A 20,008-nucleotide genomic window follows, 5' to 3' on the forward strand; every position below is an offset into this window, starting at 1 on the left:
ACAGAGGACTAATGCGCAGCATAGTTCTTAACTACAAATGTCTAAAGTTCACCTCTGCTTTCCTTTGAATAAATTTAAAGTTTTTTATCAAATCCAAAGTAAAGGCAAATGTCTATGGTACACGTTGAAAAGTAAATAGTGAACAAGAGCTTAAAAAACTGCAATTTTCCCTGTTTGCATTTCTCCTAAGCTTGTAATTATTTTATAGATATAAATTCCTGAAGCAGTATTTTTTAGATTGATGTTATTGGTTTTAGAAAGTAACGGGGATGTAATTGTATTTTGCCCGCTAATATCATATAAATAGAAAATAGCGTTTTGCTCTTTTTTGGCTTCAATGTTTAAATCTTCATTTTTGCTTAATAGTGTGGGATGGACAGAAAACAAATCATTGCCTAAATAGTTGGTATCAAGAATTAGAGAACTTATTATGTTATTGTTTTTTAAAATTAGGTTTATTTTATATTTATTAATGCCTTTTATAGGGACAGTGTCCAAAAAAGAGAATGTTTTTGAATTGATATCATTTATTGTACTAATAACACTTTCGGCATTATTAATTATTTTTACTAACTCAATTCTTTTGATGTTGAACAAGCTAAAAAGATTGGCATCAATTTTCACTTTATTCTCTTCAAAAACTTCTGCCACAGTCAACTCGAAATAACAGTTTGAGTTTTGAGCATATTGTAAGGTTGACTCACTTTTTATTCCTTCGCTATTGTTAAGTACAGGAACTACAGTGTAGATTTTTCCGTCAGTATAGGTGTAATTTGTGCTTGTTGTTTGTTCTTTAAATTCTAAATGATCTCCTGTTAGTATATATATATTGAATGAAGCAACATCGGCAGGTTTGTCCCAATTAATTTCTGTTGTGCTATCACAAACTAAGCTCGTACTGATATTTAAATCATAGGAAATCGTAAAGTCATCAGAGAGATAATCGGTATTATCAATGGTCATTTTTAATTTTGCTTTCGAAAACTTTTTTTCTGTAGGGGTATAAGTAAATTGTTCATTATTCAGATTTATATCATTTGAGATAATTTCCCAGGTCTGTCCATAATTGTAACTAATAGACAATTGTCCCGGAATACCAGAAAATGAAGAATCCCATTTGAAAGGCGAAATAGTTTTACCGTCATAAGGGAAATTATCATTATGAGAAGGGTAATTCCATTCAAATCGATTCCCCAATTCATATTCGTAAGCGATGCTGTATTCCTGGGACGTATTGGAGATGTATGAACCGATAATATTGATAGTATAAGGTCCCGATACTGGGTTTTCACTAGTAACTTGCTCTATAGTATTAATTTTATCTTTACCTCTTACAGCTTGTTGTTGTGGAGTATCCGGATTAAGAATCCATGGTAAAAAAGTGGTATTGTCAGTCGAAATTACTTCCATATCTAAATCGTTTACCAAACTTATATTACTATTGATTGCAGCGGGCAAATCATTCCATACTAATGTGATTTTTAAGTTTTTTGCATTTGAAGGAACCGTAATGGTATGTGAATTTGTCTGCCCGGATGTCAAATTACCAGATATGATTCTATTTTCGCTGATGGTTTTTAAACTTTTATTAGCATTGATATTGCCATAACCATAGGTAAAATCAGGGCCTGTGTTGCCTAAATCTTTTGCACTATTAATTAAAATTGCTTTTGTGAGCGCATTCGTCAAAGAGGTATTGTTTATTGTTTTATATTGTTGCTTCATCAATGTAATAATTCCTGTAGCTAATGCTGTAGAATTTGAAGTTCCTTGTGTGCTAAAGGCCACTAACTCTGGTTTCACACGTCCGTCATAGGCTGGACCTTTTGATGAAAACGGCATAATTATTTCATTTTGGTCAATACAACCCAATACAATACTGTTTTTAGATTGCTTGAAATTGCCCGTAATAGATTTATAACCCTGGAGTCCACTATTACCCGAGGAAAAGCAATGCGTCAAATCTGCATTTGAGAATAATTGAAAATCATAGGCATTAGCGAGGGAGCCATAAAAATTCTCAATCAATGTGCCGTAGGAATGATTTTGAGTGGCTGCACCTTCTAAAGTTGCTACTTCATCGGGATAAATATTCAAAAAGTCAGACGATTGTATTTTAGCCTTTTGAATGACTCCTTTTCCTAATGCAGAACTATTTCCTAATCCGGAAACTATAGTCGCCATAGCCGTTGCATGGCTCGTTACATTAGCCGATTGTGTTTGAGAAGAAATGTGTTTATTTAACAGGTCTATATCATTTAGGTCAAAAAAATCATCTTTGATAGAAACAACCTGATTTTCGCCTGTTAAAAGAGGAAAATTAATATTGGCTTTATTTATAGAATTGATACTAAAATTTTGATCTATTATTTTAGATTCAGCTTTCGGCTGTAGGGATTCTTGCGAAATAGAAGATACACTGTTCAACTCTATAATCTCATCAATAATTTTTTTTGAATCACTGTTTATGATCACAAGATGATTGTCGAGTATTTTAATATCAGAAATACGAATTGCTTTCAGGTCAGTAATTAAACCGTCCATTTTATCGGTTGCAATTATATATTGCTTTTTTTCCTCATGATTTGAAAAATTTGAGGGTAATTTCCATAAACTATTAACGGGAAGATTTTTTTTTAAAGAGTGTTCAGGTTGTAAGCTTTCATTTTCAATTATACAAAAAATACTGTCCAGTTTTTTTATAACCTTGTATTTGTTTTGATGTGCATTTTCTAAAGATGTAAAATAGTATTTCTCAAATTTTCTTTCGTTTTCTTTCTTGATGTATCTTTTCCACTTTTCAGCACTTTGCGAGAAACTGATTGTCGTTATCATAAAAAAGAGGAAGGTAATTTGTTTCTTCATTTACTATATAGGTTAGAAATTATAAACATTCTTATCAATTGCAACAAAGATTAACTTTCAAATATATTTATCGCTTTTTAATTAGATAAGGCAAAGATGAAATTTTGTACCTAATGGTTTCTATTTGAATATTTATCCATGTAGGTAAAATCAAAGTTATTAAAAATTATTTGTAAAAATTTTATGATTTTTTATTTCACTGAAAATCTTCAAAATCTGTGAGAGTAAAATTCTTTAGTAATCGTCTTTTATAATTAAATGCTATTCTGAAAGAGGAAAAATAATTTTTTTAACACTGCTCTAAAAAAAATTCGGAAGTAGTATAATGATGCTTAACTAATTGATTTGTATTTAATTACTGATTTTACTGGGCTTGTCATAATAATCAGATAATTATTATTAAAAAATAGTAATAAAAATTAGTAAGAAAAAGTGTTAAAATTGTTAAATTTTAAATTTATAAGTATTTTAAGATTAAAAATTATATAAATTTGATGACAAATATTACAATATTTTGTAAAGACCCCCTTTTTATCAACTGAATTTAACAACCAAAAAAAACTACTTATGAAAAAAATTAAATCAATTTTAGCCGTGTCGCTTATAGTGTTACTAGTGTTGTCTTGTAATAAAGAAGACGAGACAGGTCAAACAAATCAGGAATCTCTTAAAGTAACACCAGAGGTGTTAAGTAAAATTAAATCTCTTTCACTTAATACTACAGATGTTCAGGTTATTCAAAATACTACTTTAGATGGTACAACCGAGGATGCCTTCCTTATAGAAGGTGATATTGTGATCACACAAGATCAATTAGATAAAATGGATCTTCACGGAGGTATTACTACAGAACAATACCGTACTACTAACTTAGTTTCTGCTCCAAGAACTATCAGAGTTGTTGGATTAACAGGAACTGGTACATCAGCCTTGAGTACAAATATGCGGAATGGGCTGCAAGCGGCTATAAATAGATACAATAATTTAGGTTTGTCTATTAATTTTACGCTAACCTTTAGTTCAAGTACTTCAGGTGCAAATATTGTTGTAAGAAGACAAACAGGATCTGCCGGTGGAGTAGCAGGTTTTCCTTCAGGAGGGAATCCTTATAATTCAGTTACATTATATTCTGGATTAGATTCTTATTCGACAAATGTAAATGCACACGTAGCTGCACACGAAATAGGACACTGTATTGGGTTACGTCATACAGACTGGTTTAGCCGTCAAAGCTGTGGACAGAATTCAAACGAAGGAACAGCTGGTGTTGGAGCAATTCTAATTCCGGGAACACCTTCGGGATATGATGCGACCTCGTATATGAGAGCATGTTTCAATTCAAGTGTAACAGGGGCTTTCAATGCTAACGATGTTACAGCTCTGAATTATTTATATTAAAAGTTGAATTAGAGTTGTCTTTACAAAATATAAGAGGCTGTTTCACCCAATTTGTGAAGCAGCCTCTCTTTTATTGGATGTCTGTCCTGAATCGATTGTTACTAATATATAGAATTAATTAAGAATATTTGGGAAGGTTGCTTTTCTTAATATGAGCAAGCATGTTTTTTAATTTAGAACTCCGCTCTCCGTTAAATTAAATTTTAAAAACGTGTGTTGTTTTAATACTAAGACAGGTTTTTTGGTAAATAAATGTAATACTGCAACACATCCTCCAAAATACCCTAAGCCAGGATATTAAGAGTTTGGTATATTTTGAAATTTATTTATTGTCTTCAGCAGGAACAAGTACAGCATCCATAAACTTTCCAGTTATGATTGTTCCCTGTTCGTCTTCCCATTGGGTAATAATATTTTCAATAAGTTCAGGCTCAAAATCGATTACTTTCATTATCGGGCCTCCGAATTCCTGTTTTACTTCCTGTCCTTTCTTAAATTTAGTATTCATTTTACAGTAAATTATTTAAGTTGTTTGTAATTTGTATTTTCAAATTTCGAACATTCTAAAAACTCCTGCTTATATAATATGATTTATAAATTGCAAAATTTACTTCTTAATTATTGCGGTTTTATTTGTTAGCTTTTTCATTAATTGGCAGATTTTAAATTGTCACCATCTTTAAAATGCAGCCTTCTAAAAACCAAACCAGACAAAATGGTTAATGAACCTACAACCAAAAAGGTGTATCGAAATGCATTATGAATTTCGTTGTGAATGAGCTTTATATCTCCCTGAAAAAATTTAAGCACTAATAATCCCAAAGCAATTCCGAAACCAATTGCGAGCTGCTGATTTACAGAAACCAGTGAATTGCCGCTGCTCGTATGATAAACTCTCAAATCGGCAATAGAAATAGAATTCATCGATGTAAACTGTATCGAGTTAAAGAAGCCCAAGACTGCAATAATCGGAATGTACCAATAAATGGAAGTATGAATTGAAGGAATTGCTAAAGCACAAATTAATATCCCAATAATAAAAGTGTTGATCATTAAAGTTTTTCGGTATCCGAAAGTATTTAAAATTTTAATTACAAAGGATTTTCCAAATATTGCCGTAAGCGCCATTGGTGCCACTATCCATCCAGATGTAACTGCCGACTGTCTGTAAGCAATCTGTATCATCATAGGCAATAATAGCGGAATAGAGCTGTAACCCAATCGAGTTGCCAGGTTACCTATTATGCCCACACGAAAAGTTCGTACCTGAAATAAATTCAGAGGAAAAAGAGGATTATTGTCTGTTACAGCATGACGGTAATACCAAAATAACATTAGAAACCCGGACATTAAAATGAGTAAAACCAGCGTTACGCGAACAGTATTTCCAAATAATTCTAAAGAAACAGACAAAAGTAGAGAAGCAACCGCAAAAATTAGGAAGCCTTTTAAATCAAAATCAATTATGGGAGATTTGTAATCAGGCATGTATTTCAAACTTAAAATAACGCCAATGATACCAAAAGGAATATTGATAAGAAAGATCCAGTGCCAGGAGAGATAATCGACCATATAGCCACCAACCAGAGGTCCTAAAACAGGACCGATTAAAGCGGGGATAATAGCAAAATTCATTGCCTTTAATAATTCGTTTTTAGGAAATGTTCTAATCAGGGCAAGTTTGCCCACAGGAGTCATTAAACTACCTCCAATACCCTGAATCACACGGGAAAAAATCAAATGATTTAAACTTTGTGAGAGCGCACAAAACAGAGATCCGATGCTGAATAGTAATAGTGCAAAAATAAATACTTTTCTTGTGCCAAACTTGTCCGATAAAAAACCGCTTACAGGCATGAAAAGTGCCAATGTTAATACATAACTTATAATGGCGTTTTGCATTTCCAGAGGCGACTCATTTAAATCTTTGGCAATCGCTGTTATAGATGTATTTAAAATAGTAGAATCCAGCATCTGCATAAAAATGGAAGTAGCCAGAATAATAGGTAATACTTTTTTAATTGTTTCAGTAGTTTGTGTTCCAGTATTTACGTTCATAGTTTTATTAGCAATAAATATTCTGTTACTATTTTTTTAATGCTCTTTCAAATTATAAGTGTATGCAAATTAAGTAAATTTGCTGAGTTTATAATAATAAAAACCGTGTAATCAGATGGTTTAAGTGTTTTGAAAAACAAATAAGGAATCGCTCCAAATAAAATATTTGGAGTCAATAAAATTTCAAAAATGCAATTAGAATTTCTTAGTTGTAGATAGGAGATATGCTAATGGTTACCACTTTTTCAAACCGGCCATGATGACTTACGGAAACATCCTGAATAGTATTTTGTAAAGGATTGGATAAATACGGAAGGCCATTTTGGTCTTTTGAGATAACTTCTTTTTCAATTTCTATCACTTTATTCAAATCGTCAAAATGACTAACCGCGATAGTATGAATATAATCCTGAGAGAGAATAGTGTTGGTGTGGAAAGTTTTGCCGGAACAAATGACGCTTCCTGTAATACTATTGTGGTTTTGTGATGTTATAGAGCAAGCCAGCTTTTTGGGAATATATTCCCTTATTTTTGTTTGTCTATTATACACTTTATATGCAGCTTCTTTCATGCTCCAAAGTATCCAAACCATGATTTCAGGATCTGCAGCGTTTGCAATAAGCAATTGTTCGTCAAGGGTATATATTTTTTCTATAAAACCCTTGCGTCGCCAATTGCTTTCTTTGCGGGATTGCAGAATGTCAATCACGTCATTTCCAATCATTTTTGGGCTAGTTTGGTTTCAATAATTTCAACAGCCGTTTTAACGTCAAGCATGCGTTCCATATCAGTATTATTAATTACAACATCAAAAGCTTCTTCAATATCAAGAACAATGTCTACAAGGTTGGCCGAATTAATACTTAGATCATTAATAAAATCAGTATCCTCGGTAAGGTTGTCATATGCTTCTGTATTAGTAGTGTAAGGCTTTATGATCAATTTTAATTTGGCGATAAGTTCTTCTTTGTTCATACTATTATTTTTGAAATTTTTTAAAAATTATACAGGCATTTACATCACCAAAACCAAAACTTGCTTTGGCAATAATATTGGGGTTACTATCAATTGTTTTTAAAAGTACTTTAGAAGGATCTATAAGAGCGCTAATTTCAGGATGAAGATCTTCACAATTTGTATTTCCAAATATAAAACCTTCATGAAGCTGCAATACCGCTGCTACGCTTTCGATACTTCCGGCAGCGCTTAAGCAATGTCCGGTCATGTTTTTTAAAGAATTAATTAATGGAAAATCATTTCCTTTTCGATTCAGTGCTTTTGTCCAGTTTTCAATTTCAAGGCTGTCTTTTGTAGTTGCCGTAAGGTGCCCGTTTATGGCATCTATTTCATCAGCTGAAATACCGGAATTAGAAATTGCATTTGTAATACAGCGTTGCACGGCCATGCTGTTTGGTGCTGTCATACTGCCATTGCCGCGTTGCCCGCCCGAGTTTATATTTCCACCTAAAATTTCAGCATAAATCATTGCACCACGTTCTAAAGCGCTTTCTAAATCTTCTACTACCAAAGCTCCGGCACCGCTTCCCGGAACAAATCCTGCAGCTGATGCACTCATAGGTCTTGAACCTTGCTCCGGATTATCGTTGTATTTTGAACTGCAGACACGAAGCGCATCAAATCCTGCCCAAATATAAGGGCCGCTGTCTCCGGTACTTCCTGTTAATATTCGTTTTGCCTGTCCCGCCTGTATGCGATCGTAAGCCATCATAATAGCTTCGGTTCCTGTTGTGCAGGCAGACGAATTGGTCGTAACCTGATTACCGAGGCCTAATTTTCCTCCCAGATAAGCGCTGACACCACTATTCATGGTTTGTGCCACAACAGTACTGCCTAATCTACGAGTTTGTAATTCGTCAATTTTATAAATGCTTTCTCGGAATTTATCAATCCCGGATGTTCCCGATCCAAAAATAGTTCCGCTGTCCCAATCTGGTTCGTCGTTTATTTGGATTGGTAATCCGGCATTTTTCCAGGCTTCTATTCCTGCAATAACACCATACAAAATACCGGTGCTATTAAAACCGCGAAGCTCCAGTTCGGTAAAATATTGTGCTTTAAGTTCTTCAGAAATTTGAGGTTTACCCGCTATCTGACAAGAAAATTGTAATTCCTGTAGTTGCTCATCATGCCGAATTCCGGATATTCCGTTTTTTATGGCGTGACTAAAGGATGCAATACCAACTCCGTTAGGAGCTGCGACGCCTAATCCTGTTATTACAACTCGCTTACTCATAATTTATTGGTCATCATGCCGGCCAAAATACCTTTGCAAACTTCTTGTCCGGCTTCGTTTTTCATAATTACATCACATTTCAATTTTCCAAACCTGAAAAATGTTTTTTGAGAAGTAACCGTTATTTTTTCGTTAGGATAAACGGGTTTTAAAAACTGCATATCAGCAGAGGTAAAAGCGATTACAGTATCTTTAGTAAAAGTATCGCCCAGAAGATAGATACCAAGACAGACCAAGCCAATCTGAGCCATAGTTTCTGTCAGGATTACGCCCGGAGTTACCGGATTATCTTTAAAATGGCCTTTATAAAAATCCAGATCTTCGCTATACGTATAAGTACCGCTAATACTATTTTCGTCTACGTGAAGTAATTCATCTACAAACAAAAAAGGTTTGCTGTAAGGCAGTTTTGCTAAAATATCAGTCAGTTCCATATTTTTTTTCTAAATAATTACCATTGTAATAAAACTCTTTGTGCCGAAAATCCCGGGCCAAAACTCAGCATCAAACCTTTTTCTCCCTGTTTTGGATTTCTATCCATAATTTGTTCTAAAACATACAATACAGTCGCACTCGACATATTGCCGTATTCTTTCAGGACTTCTTTGGTATCATCAATATTTTTTCCTAATCCTGAAAAAAGTGCTTCAACGGTTGTAATGATCTTTTTTCCGCCCGGATGAAAAATCATGTACTCAATGTCTTTGATTTCTAAATTGTTCTTTTGCAGAAACGGATGAATAATATCGCCAAAATGAGAGGCGATAGTGTCCGGAACTTCTATATCCAACACCATTTGCAGTCCGCTATTGGTGAGTTTAAAACCCATCATATGTTCTGCTTCATAAAAATGATACATTTCTTCATTCACTATTTCCGGGCCCTGATCTTCTTCATGGGAAGATAACAAACAACAGGCGGCTCCATCTCCAAAAATAGCGGCGCTTACAATATTGGGCATCGAAAAATCATCAAGCTGAAATGTTGCCGTTGGAGACTCTACAGCGATAACGGCTGCACGTTTTCCTGGATTTGCTTTCAGAAAGTTCTTGGCATATATAATACCGGATATCCCGGCCGCACAACCCATTTCGGTTACCGGAAGACGTACAATATCCTGTCTTAATTTCATTTTATTGATGAGGTAAGCGTCCAGGGACGGAATCATAATCCCGGTACAGCTTACCGTAATGATATAATCCAAAGTCTGCGGATCCCAATCTGCTTTTTCGAGTGCTTTCTGCAGCACCTGTTCACCTAAAATAATGACTTCACGTGTATAAATGTCGTTTTTCTCTTCAAATGATGTTGCGGTAAAAACTTCTTCCGGATCCATTATCGAATACCGTTTATCTACTGCAGCACCTTCAAAAATCTTTTTGACTTTTTTTATAAAACGATCATCTTGTTCATGCAGCCATCCATCCAGCATTGGAAGTATATCAGCCGTTGCACGCGAATATTGTGGAAGTTGCTTGGCAACCGTTACTATTTTTACACTCATTTTTTTGTAATTATCCACTGGTAGCGAAAAGCCCATTTCCAGTTTATGGTATAGTTTTTAAAATTTAGCTTTTTAGAGAATTCCACGAGTTCTTTTTTTCTAAATCCTCTCAGGATAGAGATCAGTCCATCTTCACGTGACATGCTGTTCAGATTAAAAACAACGCAGATCAGTTCAAAAAGCCTGTAGGCAGTTTTACTTCGATGTAAATCGTTAATAATAATGCCAGTTTCAGCATTATTATTAAAGATACTAATTATTTTTAATATTTGTTCGTTGGTGAAATGGTGAAGCGTAAGGGTACATAAAATAATATCGTACTTCATGGTTTTAAAATCTTCGCCAAAAATATCCACACATTTGTATTCAATATTGGCGTATTCTTGTGATAACTTTTTGGCGTAATTGATTGTATACTCATTGGCATCTATACCGGTAAGCTGAAAATTAAGTTTGTTTTTCTGGCCAAATTTGGCCAGCATACGAAGCATATCTCCGTTACCACAGCCTATATCGACAATAGAAATAGTTTTAGCATGGTGGGATTGTTTTAATAATTCTTTTACTCCCTGCAGAATAACTTTATTACCACCAAGCAATTGATTGATATGGGCTATTTGATCCAGTGCCTCCCTGAGTTCTTCTCCCTGCAGAGAGAAATCGTCCATTATTTCGGCTTCCTGTGTTCTGTATTTGGTGTTTACTGCCATTTAATTGATTGGTATAGGTTTACCGTGAGTTTGTTTAATTATCTCAGGTAGTATTTTAGGAAATGATGCCACTAATGAAACGAACATATTGGTTATTGTTTTGTTGGTTAAGATTCGAGCCAGAATTCTGCCCATAAATATTCTTTTTCCAAAATGTTTGTGCCATTCTTTTTTATAATTTCTTTCTAATTGATCTCTGGAAATACTGTTATCAGCATAAAACGCTAAGATTAATTCTGATGCTATTTTCGCACTATGTATTGCCATCGCCATTCCGTTGCCACAAAGCGGGTGGATAAGACCGGCCGTATCGCCAATCATTATCATATGATTTTCTACAGGTTGTTTTTTTTCAAACGAAATCTGACTTATCGTTAAAGGTTTATCAAAAAGAAAGGTGCTGTTTTCAAAAACAGATTTAAGATGTTTGTTTTTATAAAGAACATTCTGCTGATAATCCTCAATATTTTTATATTGCTTAAATGTTGCGTAATCGGCTAGATAACAAATGTTTATAATGTTATTTTCAACCTTGGAAACGCCGCAATAACCTCCGTTAAAATTGTGCAGTGCCACAAGATCATTATCTAAATCACCAGAATAATGGGCTTTAACTGCCAACCAGGGCGATTTTTTATGGAAGAAATTACGATCTAAAAGCTGATCAACATTGGAGCGTTTGCCAAAAGCACCTAATACTATTTTAGCCGTTACGATTTGATTTGCAGTTGTAACACTGAAAATATCATTGTTGAAAGACACATCCGTAACATTTCCTTTAATTATGGTACAGTTGACTGATGATATTGCTTTTTGATATAAAAAATCATCAAGCGCATATCTGCTGATACCAAATCCGCCGAGCGGAAGTTCGGCCTTTGCCGTTTTTCCGCTATTGGAGCTAAATTCAAATTTAGAGATTTTTGTAGGATTGAGTTCAGAAACATCGACGCCAAGCGATCTGAGATAAGGTAAAATCTCATTCGAAATGTATTCACCACAAACTTTATGTCGGGGATAAGCAGATTTTTCGATTAGGGTTACTTTCAAATTCTTTTGTGATAGATGAATAGCCGCTGTCAAACCAGCAAGTCCGCCACCAATAATCAAGACATCTGAATTTGTTTTCATATCACCAATTTAGAGATAAAATTCCAGCATTCCAATAATTACAATTCAATGTGCCATAATTTGTCATAAAAATGAAATGTTATTTAAATAGTCTATTTTACTCATAACTATTAGGTAACCTTTACTTGTGCTCTGTTCTGGATCCCAATGATTCTTGGCAGACTGATTGGCTCTGTTTAAAGCATAATTTACAACACTGAGTCCGTAGTGTTTAAGAGGTTTTCCTTTTCTGAATCCTGGAAACTTTCGATTTGCGATTTTATAAGGTCTTTGTATTTCGCAAGACCTATTCCCACGATAGGTATAGCTAATTTTCCAATTAGAGACGCAGCCTGAGTATTACCTTTTTTATTAAGATAAGAAGATAATAGCAGAGTGCCGATTGCTCCAATAAGTATTGCTTCTCCCGGAATATCAGCAATTTTACTTTCAATTAATTCTCTGATGTCCTCCAAATTTTCCTGATTGATAAAGTTTTCCATAATTACATTATTTTAATTTATTAACTAAAATAAAATTACTCCTTAAACCGTGGCATACTTTATAAAATTGAAAGCCTGAATTATATAATTATAAGTTTTTATAATCCTATAGAAGAGGAATTTTTTAATAAAGGCATTTCGTTAAAATTTGATAGTTAAGGTTTTGAATAGAATTTCCACTATAATTCGTATTTTCGTTTAGAAGAAAATAATCGAATTCATAAATGGACTAACAAAAAAACAAACTCAAGGAAAAATGGAAATAATTTACAAATTTGACGTGAAACCAACAGCAGATCAAATAATTGAACTTTATGACAAAGCAGAGCTTCCGAGACCAACAAATGACAAAGAAAGAATTAGGAAAATATATGAAAATTCAAATGTTATTTTTACTGCCTGGGACAATGAAAAATTAGTTGGCGTTAGTCGTTCTATTACTGATTGGGCCTGGAGTTGTTATCTTGCTGACCTTGCTGTAAATCCAGAATATAAAAAATCAGGAATTGGCAAAAAACTCATTGAACTTACAAAAGAAAAGGTTGGAGAACAGACAATGGTTTTATTACTTAGTGTTCCGACTGCAATGGAATATTATCCGAAAGTAGGCTTTTCAAAAGAAGACAGAAGTTTTATTATTCACAGAACAAAGTAAAATGAGAATAATAAAGGGAAACAGCTCAAGCATTACAAGGTTTTGTAACAGTTAAGTTTTAAACCTTTATTGGTGTTTACCAACCGCAGCACAACAAAAATTTTCTGATATTTGAGTATGAATGAGAACGATACAAAAAGACTTTCACGACTGACTTCAATATTGATACAACTGCAAACAAAGCGACTAATTACAGCCACTACTCTTGCAGACAAATTTAATGTTAGTGTAAGAACAATTTACCGGGATATTAGAGCATTAGAACAATCGGGTGTTCCAATCATCACAGAAGAAGGAAAAGGTTATTCTTTGATGGAGGGCTACAAAATTCCACCTGTAACATTTACAGAAAATGAAGCAAACGCGTTAATTACAGCAGAGCAATTCGTTCTAAAGAACAAAGACGCTTCATTTATTAAAGATTATTCAGATGCTATAAGTAAAGTTAAATCCGTATTGCGACAAACTACAAAAGACAATGCTAATTTGCTTTCTGACCGGATTGCAATTAGCCAAAATAATTCAAATAGTATAACAAGTAATTATTTATCAAGCTTACAATTAGCGCTCACAAATTTTAATTTAACAGCAATAGAATATCAAAAACTTGATACAGAAGAAATAACTAAAAGAACAATTGAACCTTTTGCATTATTAAGTACACAAGAGAATTGGCTTTTAGTGGCCTGGTGTCTTTCACGAAAAGCGTTTAGAATTTTCAGGGTTGACAGAATCAAAAATTTACAAATCCAAAACGAAAAATTTGAACCACATAAACTGACCCTGAAAGAATATTTTGCACTTTCTGAAAAAAAAATTGACCCCTGACATAAGGCTGTCATAACACCATTTTACCTTTGCTGTATAAATAATTAAAAAAATATAGAAATGGAAAAGAAACAAGTTTTAAGAGGTTTAGCAACAGTTAACTTTTATGCAACAGACCATGAAGGTGCTAAAAAATGGTACAGTGAATTTTTAGGTATTGAACCGTACTTTAATGTGCCTGGATACACCGAATTTCGTATTGGCGACTACCAACAAGAATTAGGAATAATTGATAGTAGCTATGCACCGGAAGGTTATTCAACAAAACCATCGGGAGCTATTGCCCATTGGCACGTTGACGATTTAAAAGCTACACTTGACAGATTAATTGAAATGGGGGCATCCCCGTATCAACCCATTACAGATCATAGCCAGGGAAAAGGAACATTTGTAACAGCTTCTGTAGTTGACCCATTTGGTAATATTCTCGGTATAATGACAAATGTTCATTATGTTGATATTTTAAACCAAAAGAACTCTTAAATAGCTATGGAAACAAAAAATGGAAACAAAAAGCCTGCAAAACGAATATTGTGCAGGCTTTTTTGTTTTCTTATGAACTGAAAAGATTCTAACATCAAACTATACTATTTGTGTTAGTTTTATTTGTTTGTTTTGGTCAGGTCAAAATTTAAATTGGTATTCAATATTACTCCATTATTGTTTTGAAAAACATTTTGTCCGTCTATTTGTCTTCCAAACTGTACGGTTTGATTTAGGTAACCCCCTTCAATTCTTAAATTTTTATTAAACCTGTAGCCTACTAAAATTCCAATTCTGTTTTGATCAAAAACGTTCATATTTACATTTTTTCCAAATCCAATAAAAATTTCGTCATAGAAAGCTAAATAGGGTGTTTTGTCTTTTATCTCATTTCCTTTTAAAGGCACCTGAACTCTTATCATATATCGAATTCGGTTTAATAACGGAAATTCGTCTTCTGTGGTCTCATTTATTGAACTGTAACGGCCTACAAATCTTTGTTCTAACATAAATCTATGCGAAAAGTCAACGATTCCTTCTTTATGATTCAGCTGTACCATTTCAAAAATTCTATGTTCTGTGAAATCTCTGCCCATGCCATTTAGGGGTATTTCTCCATAAGGATAGGTTTCAATCCAGCCATAACCAACCCGGAATAATACCCTTGAATTTAAGTTATAGTTTAATCCAACCCTTAATAAACTTTGCTGCCACTCGGTAATCATTTCATTTCTACGCCATTGGTATTCGGTATGTATTCCAAATTTTTCTGAGATTTTGAATGTTCCAAAAAAGTTATACCATCCAATACTGTTGTTTGTATTAATACGGTTATTTTGCCCGATTACTGATTGTAAACCGCCAATTAAAAAAATGAGGGTCAATACATAATTTTTCATGTTCATTATTTTAAAAATTCAAGTGTTCCGTCTGTTAAATTATAAAAGACACCTACAATTTTTATCTCACCTTTATCTTCCATCTCTTTAAGAATAGGACTCTTTTCACGGATTTGACTAATAGCATAGTGTACATTGTTTTCGGAAACGTATTTTACAAAGTCATCATTTTTCGAAAGTTTTTTACCTATAAAATCCTGGCTCATTGCTACAGCAGGTTTTATTTTTGAAAGCATGGCTGTAATATTGCCCAATTTTACATCATCAATTGCACCTTTTATAGCTCCGCAGTGCTGATGTCCCATTACTAAAACCAATTTTGCGCCTGACACCTTACAAGCAAATTCCATACTGCCTAATAAATCTTCGTTTACAAAATTTCCTGCTACTCGTCCCACAAAAATATCTCCAAGACCCTGGTCAAACACATCCTCGACTGGTACACGGCTGTCTACACAACTTAATACAACTGCTTTTGGAAACTGTCCCGGTGCTGATTTTCTGGCTTGTTTACTATGGTCGCGCACTGTAGTGGTACCACTTTGAAAACGTTTGTTTCCTTCTATAAATTCCTGTAAGATAGCATCAGGTGTAAGTCTGGTTTGCTCTTCTTTGGTCATTACATGAGAAACTACAGGCTTTAAATCTTCTCTTGGAGTAGAAATTGAATTTGATTTTTCTGTTTTTGTTCCGTTGTTACAAGAAACCAATAGTATTGCTGTGCACAGCATTACGACTGATTTAAGTTGATTGTCCATTTCTTTTATTTAATTAAATCTGCCTACTTTGTAAAACGGTGTTCGGCATTTCCGTTTATTATTCTTTGAATGGTTATATTAAACAAGAAAAGAGGTTGTTTCCCTACCCGGAAACAGCCTCTTGAATTTAAAAATTTATCTTAACTGTATTATTTGCTCCAAAATTCGTCTTCCTTTGTTTGCAACGTTCTTTTTTTGCCAAAAAAGAAGTATTATATAGCGAACAGTAATTGCATCAAAATTACTGGTTTTGTTTTTAGTTTCCTTTAATTTTATAGAAGATTTTCATTTGGTCAACGGTCTGTCTAAAGTGATCCAAAACTCTTCTATACCTTCATGAAACCTATTTAGGACTGACTTCATAATAATGTAGTTTATTTATCCATTCTTTCCATAAATATTGAGCCTTTTGCTGCAGGTATTCTGATGCCATTTCAAATTCCGTTCGTGTATCCGATATATTCGAGTTATAATCTGTATAGAAAGAAACATAAAAAGTACTGCGCTGCACTATTTTTTTTGATAAACCTAAAAATCCACTTTCTACATCTTCCCATTCTACAAGTTCATACCTTATACCCAAGTCTTCAGATTTTAAATGGATGTAAAAAAACGAATCGTAAATTTCCTCTGTTTCAGTTCGTTTTTCTCTAAACTCAAAACCAATATACATATCTTTCTCCACCCATGCAGACGACGAAGGCATTTCATGGTTGGTTACTAAATTTAAAATCTGCTTTAAATATTTAGCGTTTTCTTCTTTTGCTTTTAAAGGATAATCAAAAAGTCTCGCAGGTTCAGTTCTATAGAGCGAAACAATTATTTCATCGAAGTTTTGTCCTGCATTTATAATATTCAAATTACTTTTAGCATCGTTAACTACATCGCGTATATAACTTAACTGCGTGTTTGCAAATTTCCCGGTAATTAGTTTAAAATACTTTTGAGCTTCATTTTTATCATTTAGACCCAAGTGAGCATGAGCCATAAAATAGTAATTAAAAATCTCTGCTTTTTCGCTTTGTATTTTTTGATAAGTCGGATTACTAAATAAATTACTTACATAGCTTATGCTTTGATCGTGCAGACCTATAGCCATCAAAAAATTGAAGTATACAATAGCTGTATCCAGAACTATACTTACTATTGTTTTATGTTCATCTCTGCTTTCTTCAAATTTTTGGATGGTGCGCTCATAAATTTCTTTTGCCTGTTCATACTTTTCCAATTGACGATAAGCAGTTATAAGGTAAAACATCACCTGATACCATTTTTCAGCTTCCAGTATATTTTTGTAATAATCGAAATTGGAAAGTACTTCCAGAGAGAATTTCTCAAGATCCAGGGCATTTTCGTTTCTCCATGAAATTTCCATTCCATTTTCTAAGTTTTCCCAAAAAGGAGAAATCTGGTAACCTTGCCAATGTATTTCTGAAGCAAATTTGCACTCCTCATTAAGATAGCTTTTATGCTGATACCATGATACTTGTTTAATTACAATACCCAAATTATTGCAAAGCATTGCAAAAGTGTGTGGATCATTGTTAATCGATAACCCCTTATCACTATTAAAGTAAGTATCAAATGCCTGATAGCCGGCTAAGCCATATTTTTTTGCTGTTTCATAATACATCTGGGCCGAAAAATGATCGTTTATACCCTGTGCCTCATTGCCTTTTTCCAGATAAGTAGTTAGTATATGATAGCAAATTGCACCATCGGGATAAATTGGAAAATCGATACTTCGTAAATCAATATTTAAGTTTTCAGCAGTATCATAATATCTTTCAATCGCTGAATCTTTTACCTGCTGAACTATTTCATAATATTTGGTCAAGTTATCGAAACCTTTTTTTGCATTCTTATCATTAAAGTAATAGTTATTACTTAACATCCTCCAGGCTATAGCATTTGTTGGATTTTTTTCAGTTTCCTTAATAATAAAGGGCAAATATTTCTCCACAAATTCATTACGGTTTTTATATCCAAATTCTGTCGGCATATCAAATGCTGTGGGATAAAATAAATTAAACAAATTCCAATGTTTATTTAATTTTCCTTCGTTAAATAATATCTCTATCTTTTCTGCATAGTCTTTACATTCAATAGGTTCCGCTAATTCAAAATGCTCTGACAATAATTGTTCTGCCTCGTCAAATCTTTCTAATTCAAGCAAAAGCAACCCACCATCAAAATTTCTGGATGTCATTTTTGGTGCATGTTTAAACGATTTGAGATAATAATCTATCGCTTCGGTTTCATCTCCTTTTTCCTGATAGAGACAAGCCAATTGGTAATAAGTATCGCCAAAGGCATGGTCTTGTAAAGAGCAGTTATCTTTTATGCAGCCTATATCAATTAGTTTATCCTGCAGGGTTTCAATAGCAAGATCATTTAGCGATAATTTTTCCAGGTAAATAAAAATCAACCAATCATATGCCTGAAGTCTGCCGGTTATATCGCTACTCGTATTTAGTATAAGACTGCAATCATCTTGTATGGCAGATATATTATCAAAAACGGGGTTATTATTTATTCTGATACGCCATAATAATGCTTCAGAATGATTTGGCTCTTTATTTAATATTGATTGAATTATTGCCAGAATATTTTCGCAGGTGTTTTTGTTTTCAATAGAGGGCAACAAATCATCTTCATTTGAAAAATCAAGGGTGTTGTATAATTCTATGATATGGTTAAGTTCGTTTGAAAACTTTTTCATTGATATGTATTTTATTAGGTAGAAAAAATACAAATAAATAAGTAAAAAGGCAAAAACAAAATCTGGATTAAAATAAAATTAACGGATAGGTAAATAGATTCCTTAATTAGGCTCGATTAGTTTTGCGAGGTTTACACAGGAAATGATAATCACTTTCTATGCAAAGATTGTAGACTTACTCAATAATGATGCGTAAATTTGGAATTATAACTAATAATAATGCTATCTATGAAGAAAATAGGATTTTTATCGTTTGGGCATTGGGCCAATCATCCTTCCTATCAAACTCGTACGGCTGGCGATACACTACTTCAGTCCATCGATCTGGCTGTTGCTGCAGAGGAAATTGGTTTGGATGGCGCTTATTTCCGTGTCCATCATTTTGCAACACAGCTTGCATCACCTTTTCCTTTACTTTCTGCCATTGGTGCTAAAACGAGCAAAATAGAGATTGGGACAGGGGTAATCGATATGAGATATGAGAACCCTCTGTATATGGTAGAAGATGCCGGTGCTGCGGACTTAATTTCAGGAGGACGTTTACAGTTAGGAATCAGCAGGGGATCGCCGGAACAGGTCATCGACGGCTGGCGCGATTTCGGTTATGAACCTATGGAAGGTGAAACAGATGCCGATATGGGACGCAAAAAAGCTTTGGAATTTTTGGATAAGCTAAAAGGTGAGGGATTTGCGGAGCCAAACCCATATCCCATGTTTCCAAATCCGCCGGGCTTGTTGCGTCTGGAGCCACATTCAGAAGGATTGCGAGAAAGGATTTGGTGGGGTGCGGCATCAAATGCTACTGCTGTTTGGGCAGCTGAAAATGGAATGCATCTGCAAAGTTCTACCCTGAAGTATGACGAAAATGGTAAACCTTTCCATATCCAGCAAGCTGAACAGATAAGGTTATATAAGGAAGCCTGGAAAAAAGCTGGACATAAACACGAAGCACGGGTTTCAGTTAGCCGTTCTATTTTTGCACTGGTCAATGATCAGGACAAATACTACTTTGGAGATCAAGGTAGGGGAGCAGATAGTTTTGGTAATATAGAAAGAGATAAAAGGGCAATATTCGGAAAAAGTTATGCAGCTGAGCCGGATAAACTCATAAAAGAGCTGGCACAGGATGAAGCTATTCAGGAAGCCGACACACTACTGCTGACTATACCTAACACATTGGGAGTTGACTACAATGTACATATACTGTCAGCTATACTAAAATATATTGCTCCAGAGCTGGGCTGGCGTTAATTTTTTTCAC

19 protein-coding genes are annotated in these 20,008 nt (G+C 34.1%); 5 read left to right on the forward strand and 14 right to left on the reverse strand.

What is annotated here, in order from left to right; genetic code table 11:
• Positions 1 to 150 precede the first annotated feature (150 nt).
• Positions 151 to 2,865 (reverse strand): S8 family serine peptidase, encoded by a 2,715-nt coding sequence (locus tag AC6CH4_RS14220; RefSeq protein ID WP_498103994.1) that lies wholly within the window; start codon positions 2,863 to 2,865, stop codon positions 151 to 153.
• A 567-nt stretch (positions 2,866 to 3,432) separates the two neighbouring features.
• Here AC6CH4_RS14220 and AC6CH4_RS14225 point away from each other — a divergent pair.
• On the forward strand, positions 3,433 to 4,263 hold the full coding sequence (locus AC6CH4_RS14225) for a M57 family metalloprotease (RefSeq protein ID WP_498103996.1): 831 nt from the start codon (positions 3,433 to 3,435) through the stop codon (positions 4,261 to 4,263).
• A gap of 322 nt (positions 4,264 to 4,585) precedes the next feature.
• Here AC6CH4_RS14225 and AC6CH4_RS14230 read toward each other — a convergent pair whose 3' ends face one another.
• The 10 genes from AC6CH4_RS14230 to AC6CH4_RS14275 all read right to left on the reverse strand — a co-directional run bounded on the left by AC6CH4_RS14230 (position 4,586) and on the right by AC6CH4_RS14275 (position 12,402).
• Complete coding sequence (locus tag AC6CH4_RS14230; protein ID WP_498103998.1) at positions 4,586 to 4,771, reverse strand: hypothetical protein; 186 nt, start codon at positions 4,769 to 4,771, stop codon at positions 4,586 to 4,588.
• 140 nt (positions 4,772 to 4,911) lie between these two features.
• Entirely contained in the window at positions 4,912 to 6,321 is a 1,410-nt protein-coding gene (locus AC6CH4_RS14235; RefSeq protein WP_498104000.1) for an MFS transporter, read from the reverse strand.
• A gap of 205 nt (positions 6,322 to 6,526) precedes the next feature.
• Positions 6,527 to 7,045 (reverse strand): 4'-phosphopantetheinyl transferase family protein, encoded by a 519-nt coding sequence (locus tag AC6CH4_RS14240; protein ID WP_498104002.1) that lies wholly within the window; start codon positions 7,043 to 7,045, stop codon positions 6,527 to 6,529.
• Positions 7,042 to 7,296: an acyl carrier protein gene (locus AC6CH4_RS14245; RefSeq protein WP_498104004.1), complete on the reverse strand. Its 255-nt coding sequence runs from the start codon at positions 7,294 to 7,296 to the stop codon at positions 7,042 to 7,044. The genes AC6CH4_RS14240 and AC6CH4_RS14245 overlap by 4 nt, the downstream gene beginning before the upstream one ends.
• A gap of 4 nt (positions 7,297 to 7,300) precedes the next feature.
• On the reverse strand, positions 7,301 to 8,575 hold the full coding sequence (locus tag AC6CH4_RS14250; RefSeq protein ID WP_498104006.1) for a beta-ketoacyl-[acyl-carrier-protein] synthase family protein: 1,275 nt from the start codon (positions 8,573 to 8,575) through the stop codon (positions 7,301 to 7,303).
• Complete coding sequence (locus tag AC6CH4_RS14255) at positions 8,572 to 9,009, reverse strand: 3-hydroxyacyl-ACP dehydratase FabZ family protein (protein WP_498104008.1); 438 nt, start codon at positions 9,007 to 9,009, stop codon at positions 8,572 to 8,574. The genes AC6CH4_RS14250 and AC6CH4_RS14255 overlap by 4 nt, the downstream gene beginning before the upstream one ends.
• 17 nt (positions 9,010 to 9,026) lie before the next feature.
• Positions 9,027 to 10,079: a type III polyketide synthase gene (locus AC6CH4_RS14260; protein ID WP_498104010.1), complete on the reverse strand. Its 1,053-nt coding sequence runs from the start codon at positions 10,077 to 10,079 to the stop codon at positions 9,027 to 9,029.
• On the reverse strand, positions 10,076 to 10,789 hold the full coding sequence (locus AC6CH4_RS14265; protein WP_498104012.1) for a methyltransferase domain-containing protein: 714 nt from the start codon (positions 10,787 to 10,789) through the stop codon (positions 10,076 to 10,078). The genes AC6CH4_RS14260 and AC6CH4_RS14265 overlap by 4 nt, the downstream gene beginning before the upstream one ends.
• On the reverse strand, positions 10,790 to 11,920 hold the full coding sequence (locus AC6CH4_RS14270) for an NAD(P)/FAD-dependent oxidoreductase (RefSeq protein WP_498104014.1): 1,131 nt from the start codon (positions 11,918 to 11,920) through the stop codon (positions 10,790 to 10,792).
• 188 nt (positions 11,921 to 12,108) lie between these two features.
• Positions 12,109 to 12,402, reverse strand: coding sequence for a hypothetical protein (locus AC6CH4_RS14275; protein ID WP_498104016.1), 294 nt, complete (start codon positions 12,400 to 12,402; stop codon positions 12,109 to 12,111).
• 256 nt (positions 12,403 to 12,658) lie between these two features.
• On the opposite strand from AC6CH4_RS14275, the gene AC6CH4_RS14280 reads away from it, so the two are divergent.
• From AC6CH4_RS14280 to AC6CH4_RS14290, 3 genes are all read left to right on the forward strand, one after another.
• Positions 12,659 to 13,057, forward strand: a complete 399-nt coding sequence (locus AC6CH4_RS14280; protein ID WP_498104018.1) for a GNAT family N-acetyltransferase — start codon at positions 12,659 to 12,661, stop codon at positions 13,055 to 13,057.
• 117 nt (positions 13,058 to 13,174) lie between these two features.
• Positions 13,175 to 13,885, forward strand: coding sequence for a helix-turn-helix transcriptional regulator (locus tag AC6CH4_RS14285; protein ID WP_498104020.1), 711 nt, complete (start codon positions 13,175 to 13,177; stop codon positions 13,883 to 13,885).
• Positions 13,886 to 13,945: 60 nt separating this feature from the next.
• Positions 13,946 to 14,368, forward strand: a complete 423-nt coding sequence (locus AC6CH4_RS14290; RefSeq protein WP_498104022.1) for a VOC family protein — start codon at positions 13,946 to 13,948, stop codon at positions 14,366 to 14,368.
• 119 nt (positions 14,369 to 14,487) lie between these two features.
• Here AC6CH4_RS14290 and AC6CH4_RS14295 read toward each other — a convergent pair whose 3' ends face one another.
• The 3 genes from AC6CH4_RS14295 to AC6CH4_RS14305 form a co-directional block, all read right to left on the reverse strand.
• A complete protein-coding gene (locus AC6CH4_RS14295) occupies positions 14,488 to 15,267 on the reverse strand; it encodes a DUF2490 domain-containing protein (RefSeq protein ID WP_498104024.1) in 780 nt (259 codons plus the stop codon).
• Positions 15,268 to 15,272: 5 nt separating this feature from the next.
• On the reverse strand, positions 15,273 to 16,025 hold the full coding sequence (locus tag AC6CH4_RS14300) for a carbonic anhydrase family protein (protein WP_498104026.1): 753 nt from the start codon (positions 16,023 to 16,025) through the stop codon (positions 15,273 to 15,275).
• A 343-nt stretch (positions 16,026 to 16,368) separates the two neighbouring features.
• Positions 16,369 to 18,747 carry a tetratricopeptide repeat protein gene (locus tag AC6CH4_RS14305; RefSeq protein ID WP_498104028.1) on the reverse strand — a complete coding sequence of 793 codons (2,379 nt, stop codon included), beginning with the start codon at positions 18,745 to 18,747 and terminating at the stop codon, positions 16,369 to 16,371.
• Between the two features lie 228 nt (positions 18,748 to 18,975).
• Here AC6CH4_RS14305 and AC6CH4_RS14310 point away from each other — a divergent pair, with 228 nt between their 5' ends.
• On the forward strand, positions 18,976 to 19,998 hold the full coding sequence (locus AC6CH4_RS14310; protein WP_498104030.1) for an LLM class flavin-dependent oxidoreductase: 1,023 nt from the start codon (positions 18,976 to 18,978) through the stop codon (positions 19,996 to 19,998).
• Positions 19,999 to 20,008 lie beyond the last annotated feature (10 nt).

This window comes from Flavobacterium sp. GQ95 (assembly GCF_059758655.1).

Bases quoted from the DNA above. Each gene is read 5' to 3' on its own strand.
- AC6CH4_RS14245 (WP_498104004.1), bottom strand. From the start codon at position 7,296: ATGAACAAAGAAGAACTTATCGCCAAATTAAAATTGATCATAAAGCCT.
- AC6CH4_RS14265 (WP_498104012.1), bottom strand. From the start codon at position 10,789: ATGGCAGTAAACACCAAATACAGAACACAGGAAGCCGAAATAATGGAC.
- AC6CH4_RS14255 (WP_498104008.1), bottom strand. From the start codon at position 9,009: ATGGAACTGACTGATATTTTAGCAAAACTGCCTTACAGCAAACCTTTT.
- AC6CH4_RS14285 (WP_498104020.1), top strand. From the start codon at position 13,175: ATGAATGAGAACGATACAAAAAGACTTTCACGACTGACTTCAATATTG.
- AC6CH4_RS14275 (WP_498104016.1), bottom strand. From the start codon at position 12,402: ATGGAAAACTTTATCAATCAGGAAAATTTGGAGGACATCAGAGAATTA.
- AC6CH4_RS14295 (WP_498104024.1), bottom strand. From the start codon at position 15,267: ATGAAAAATTATGTATTGACCCTCATTTTTTTAATTGGCGGTTTACAA.
- AC6CH4_RS14235 (WP_498104000.1), bottom strand. From the start codon at position 6,321: ATGAACGTAAATACTGGAACACAAACTACTGAAACAATTAAAAAAGTA.
- AC6CH4_RS14300 (WP_498104026.1), bottom strand. From the start codon at position 16,025: ATGGACAATCAACTTAAATCAGTCGTAATGCTGTGCACAGCAATACTA.
- AC6CH4_RS14310 (WP_498104030.1), top strand. From the start codon at position 18,976: ATGAAGAAAATAGGATTTTTATCGTTTGGGCATTGGGCCAATCATCCT.
- AC6CH4_RS14305 (WP_498104028.1), bottom strand. From the start codon at position 18,747: ATGAAAAAGTTTTCAAACGAACTTAACCATATCATAGAATTATACAAC.
- AC6CH4_RS14220 (WP_498103994.1), bottom strand. From the start codon at position 2,865: ATGAAGAAACAAATTACCTTCCTCTTTTTTATGATAACGACAATCAGT.
- AC6CH4_RS14290 (WP_498104022.1), top strand. From the start codon at position 13,946: ATGGAAAAGAAACAAGTTTTAAGAGGTTTAGCAACAGTTAACTTTTAT.
- AC6CH4_RS14280 (WP_498104018.1), top strand. From the start codon at position 12,659: ATGGAAATAATTTACAAATTTGACGTGAAACCAACAGCAGATCAAATA.
- AC6CH4_RS14250 (WP_498104006.1), bottom strand. From the start codon at position 8,575: ATGAGTAAGCGAGTTGTAATAACAGGATTAGGCGTCGCAGCTCCTAAC.
- AC6CH4_RS14260 (WP_498104010.1), bottom strand. From the start codon at position 10,079: ATGAGTGTAAAAATAGTAACGGTTGCCAAGCAACTTCCACAATATTCG.
- AC6CH4_RS14230 (WP_498103998.1), bottom strand. From the start codon at position 4,771: ATGAATACTAAATTTAAGAAAGGACAGGAAGTAAAACAGGAATTCGGA.
- AC6CH4_RS14240 (WP_498104002.1), bottom strand. From the start codon at position 7,045: ATGATTGGAAATGACGTGATTGACATTCTGCAATCCCGCAAAGAAAGC.
- AC6CH4_RS14225 (WP_498103996.1), top strand. From the start codon at position 3,433: ATGAAAAAAATTAAATCAATTTTAGCCGTGTCGCTTATAGTGTTACTA.
- AC6CH4_RS14270 (WP_498104014.1), bottom strand. From the start codon at position 11,920: ATGAAAACAAATTCAGATGTCTTGATTATTGGTGGCGGACTTGCTGGT.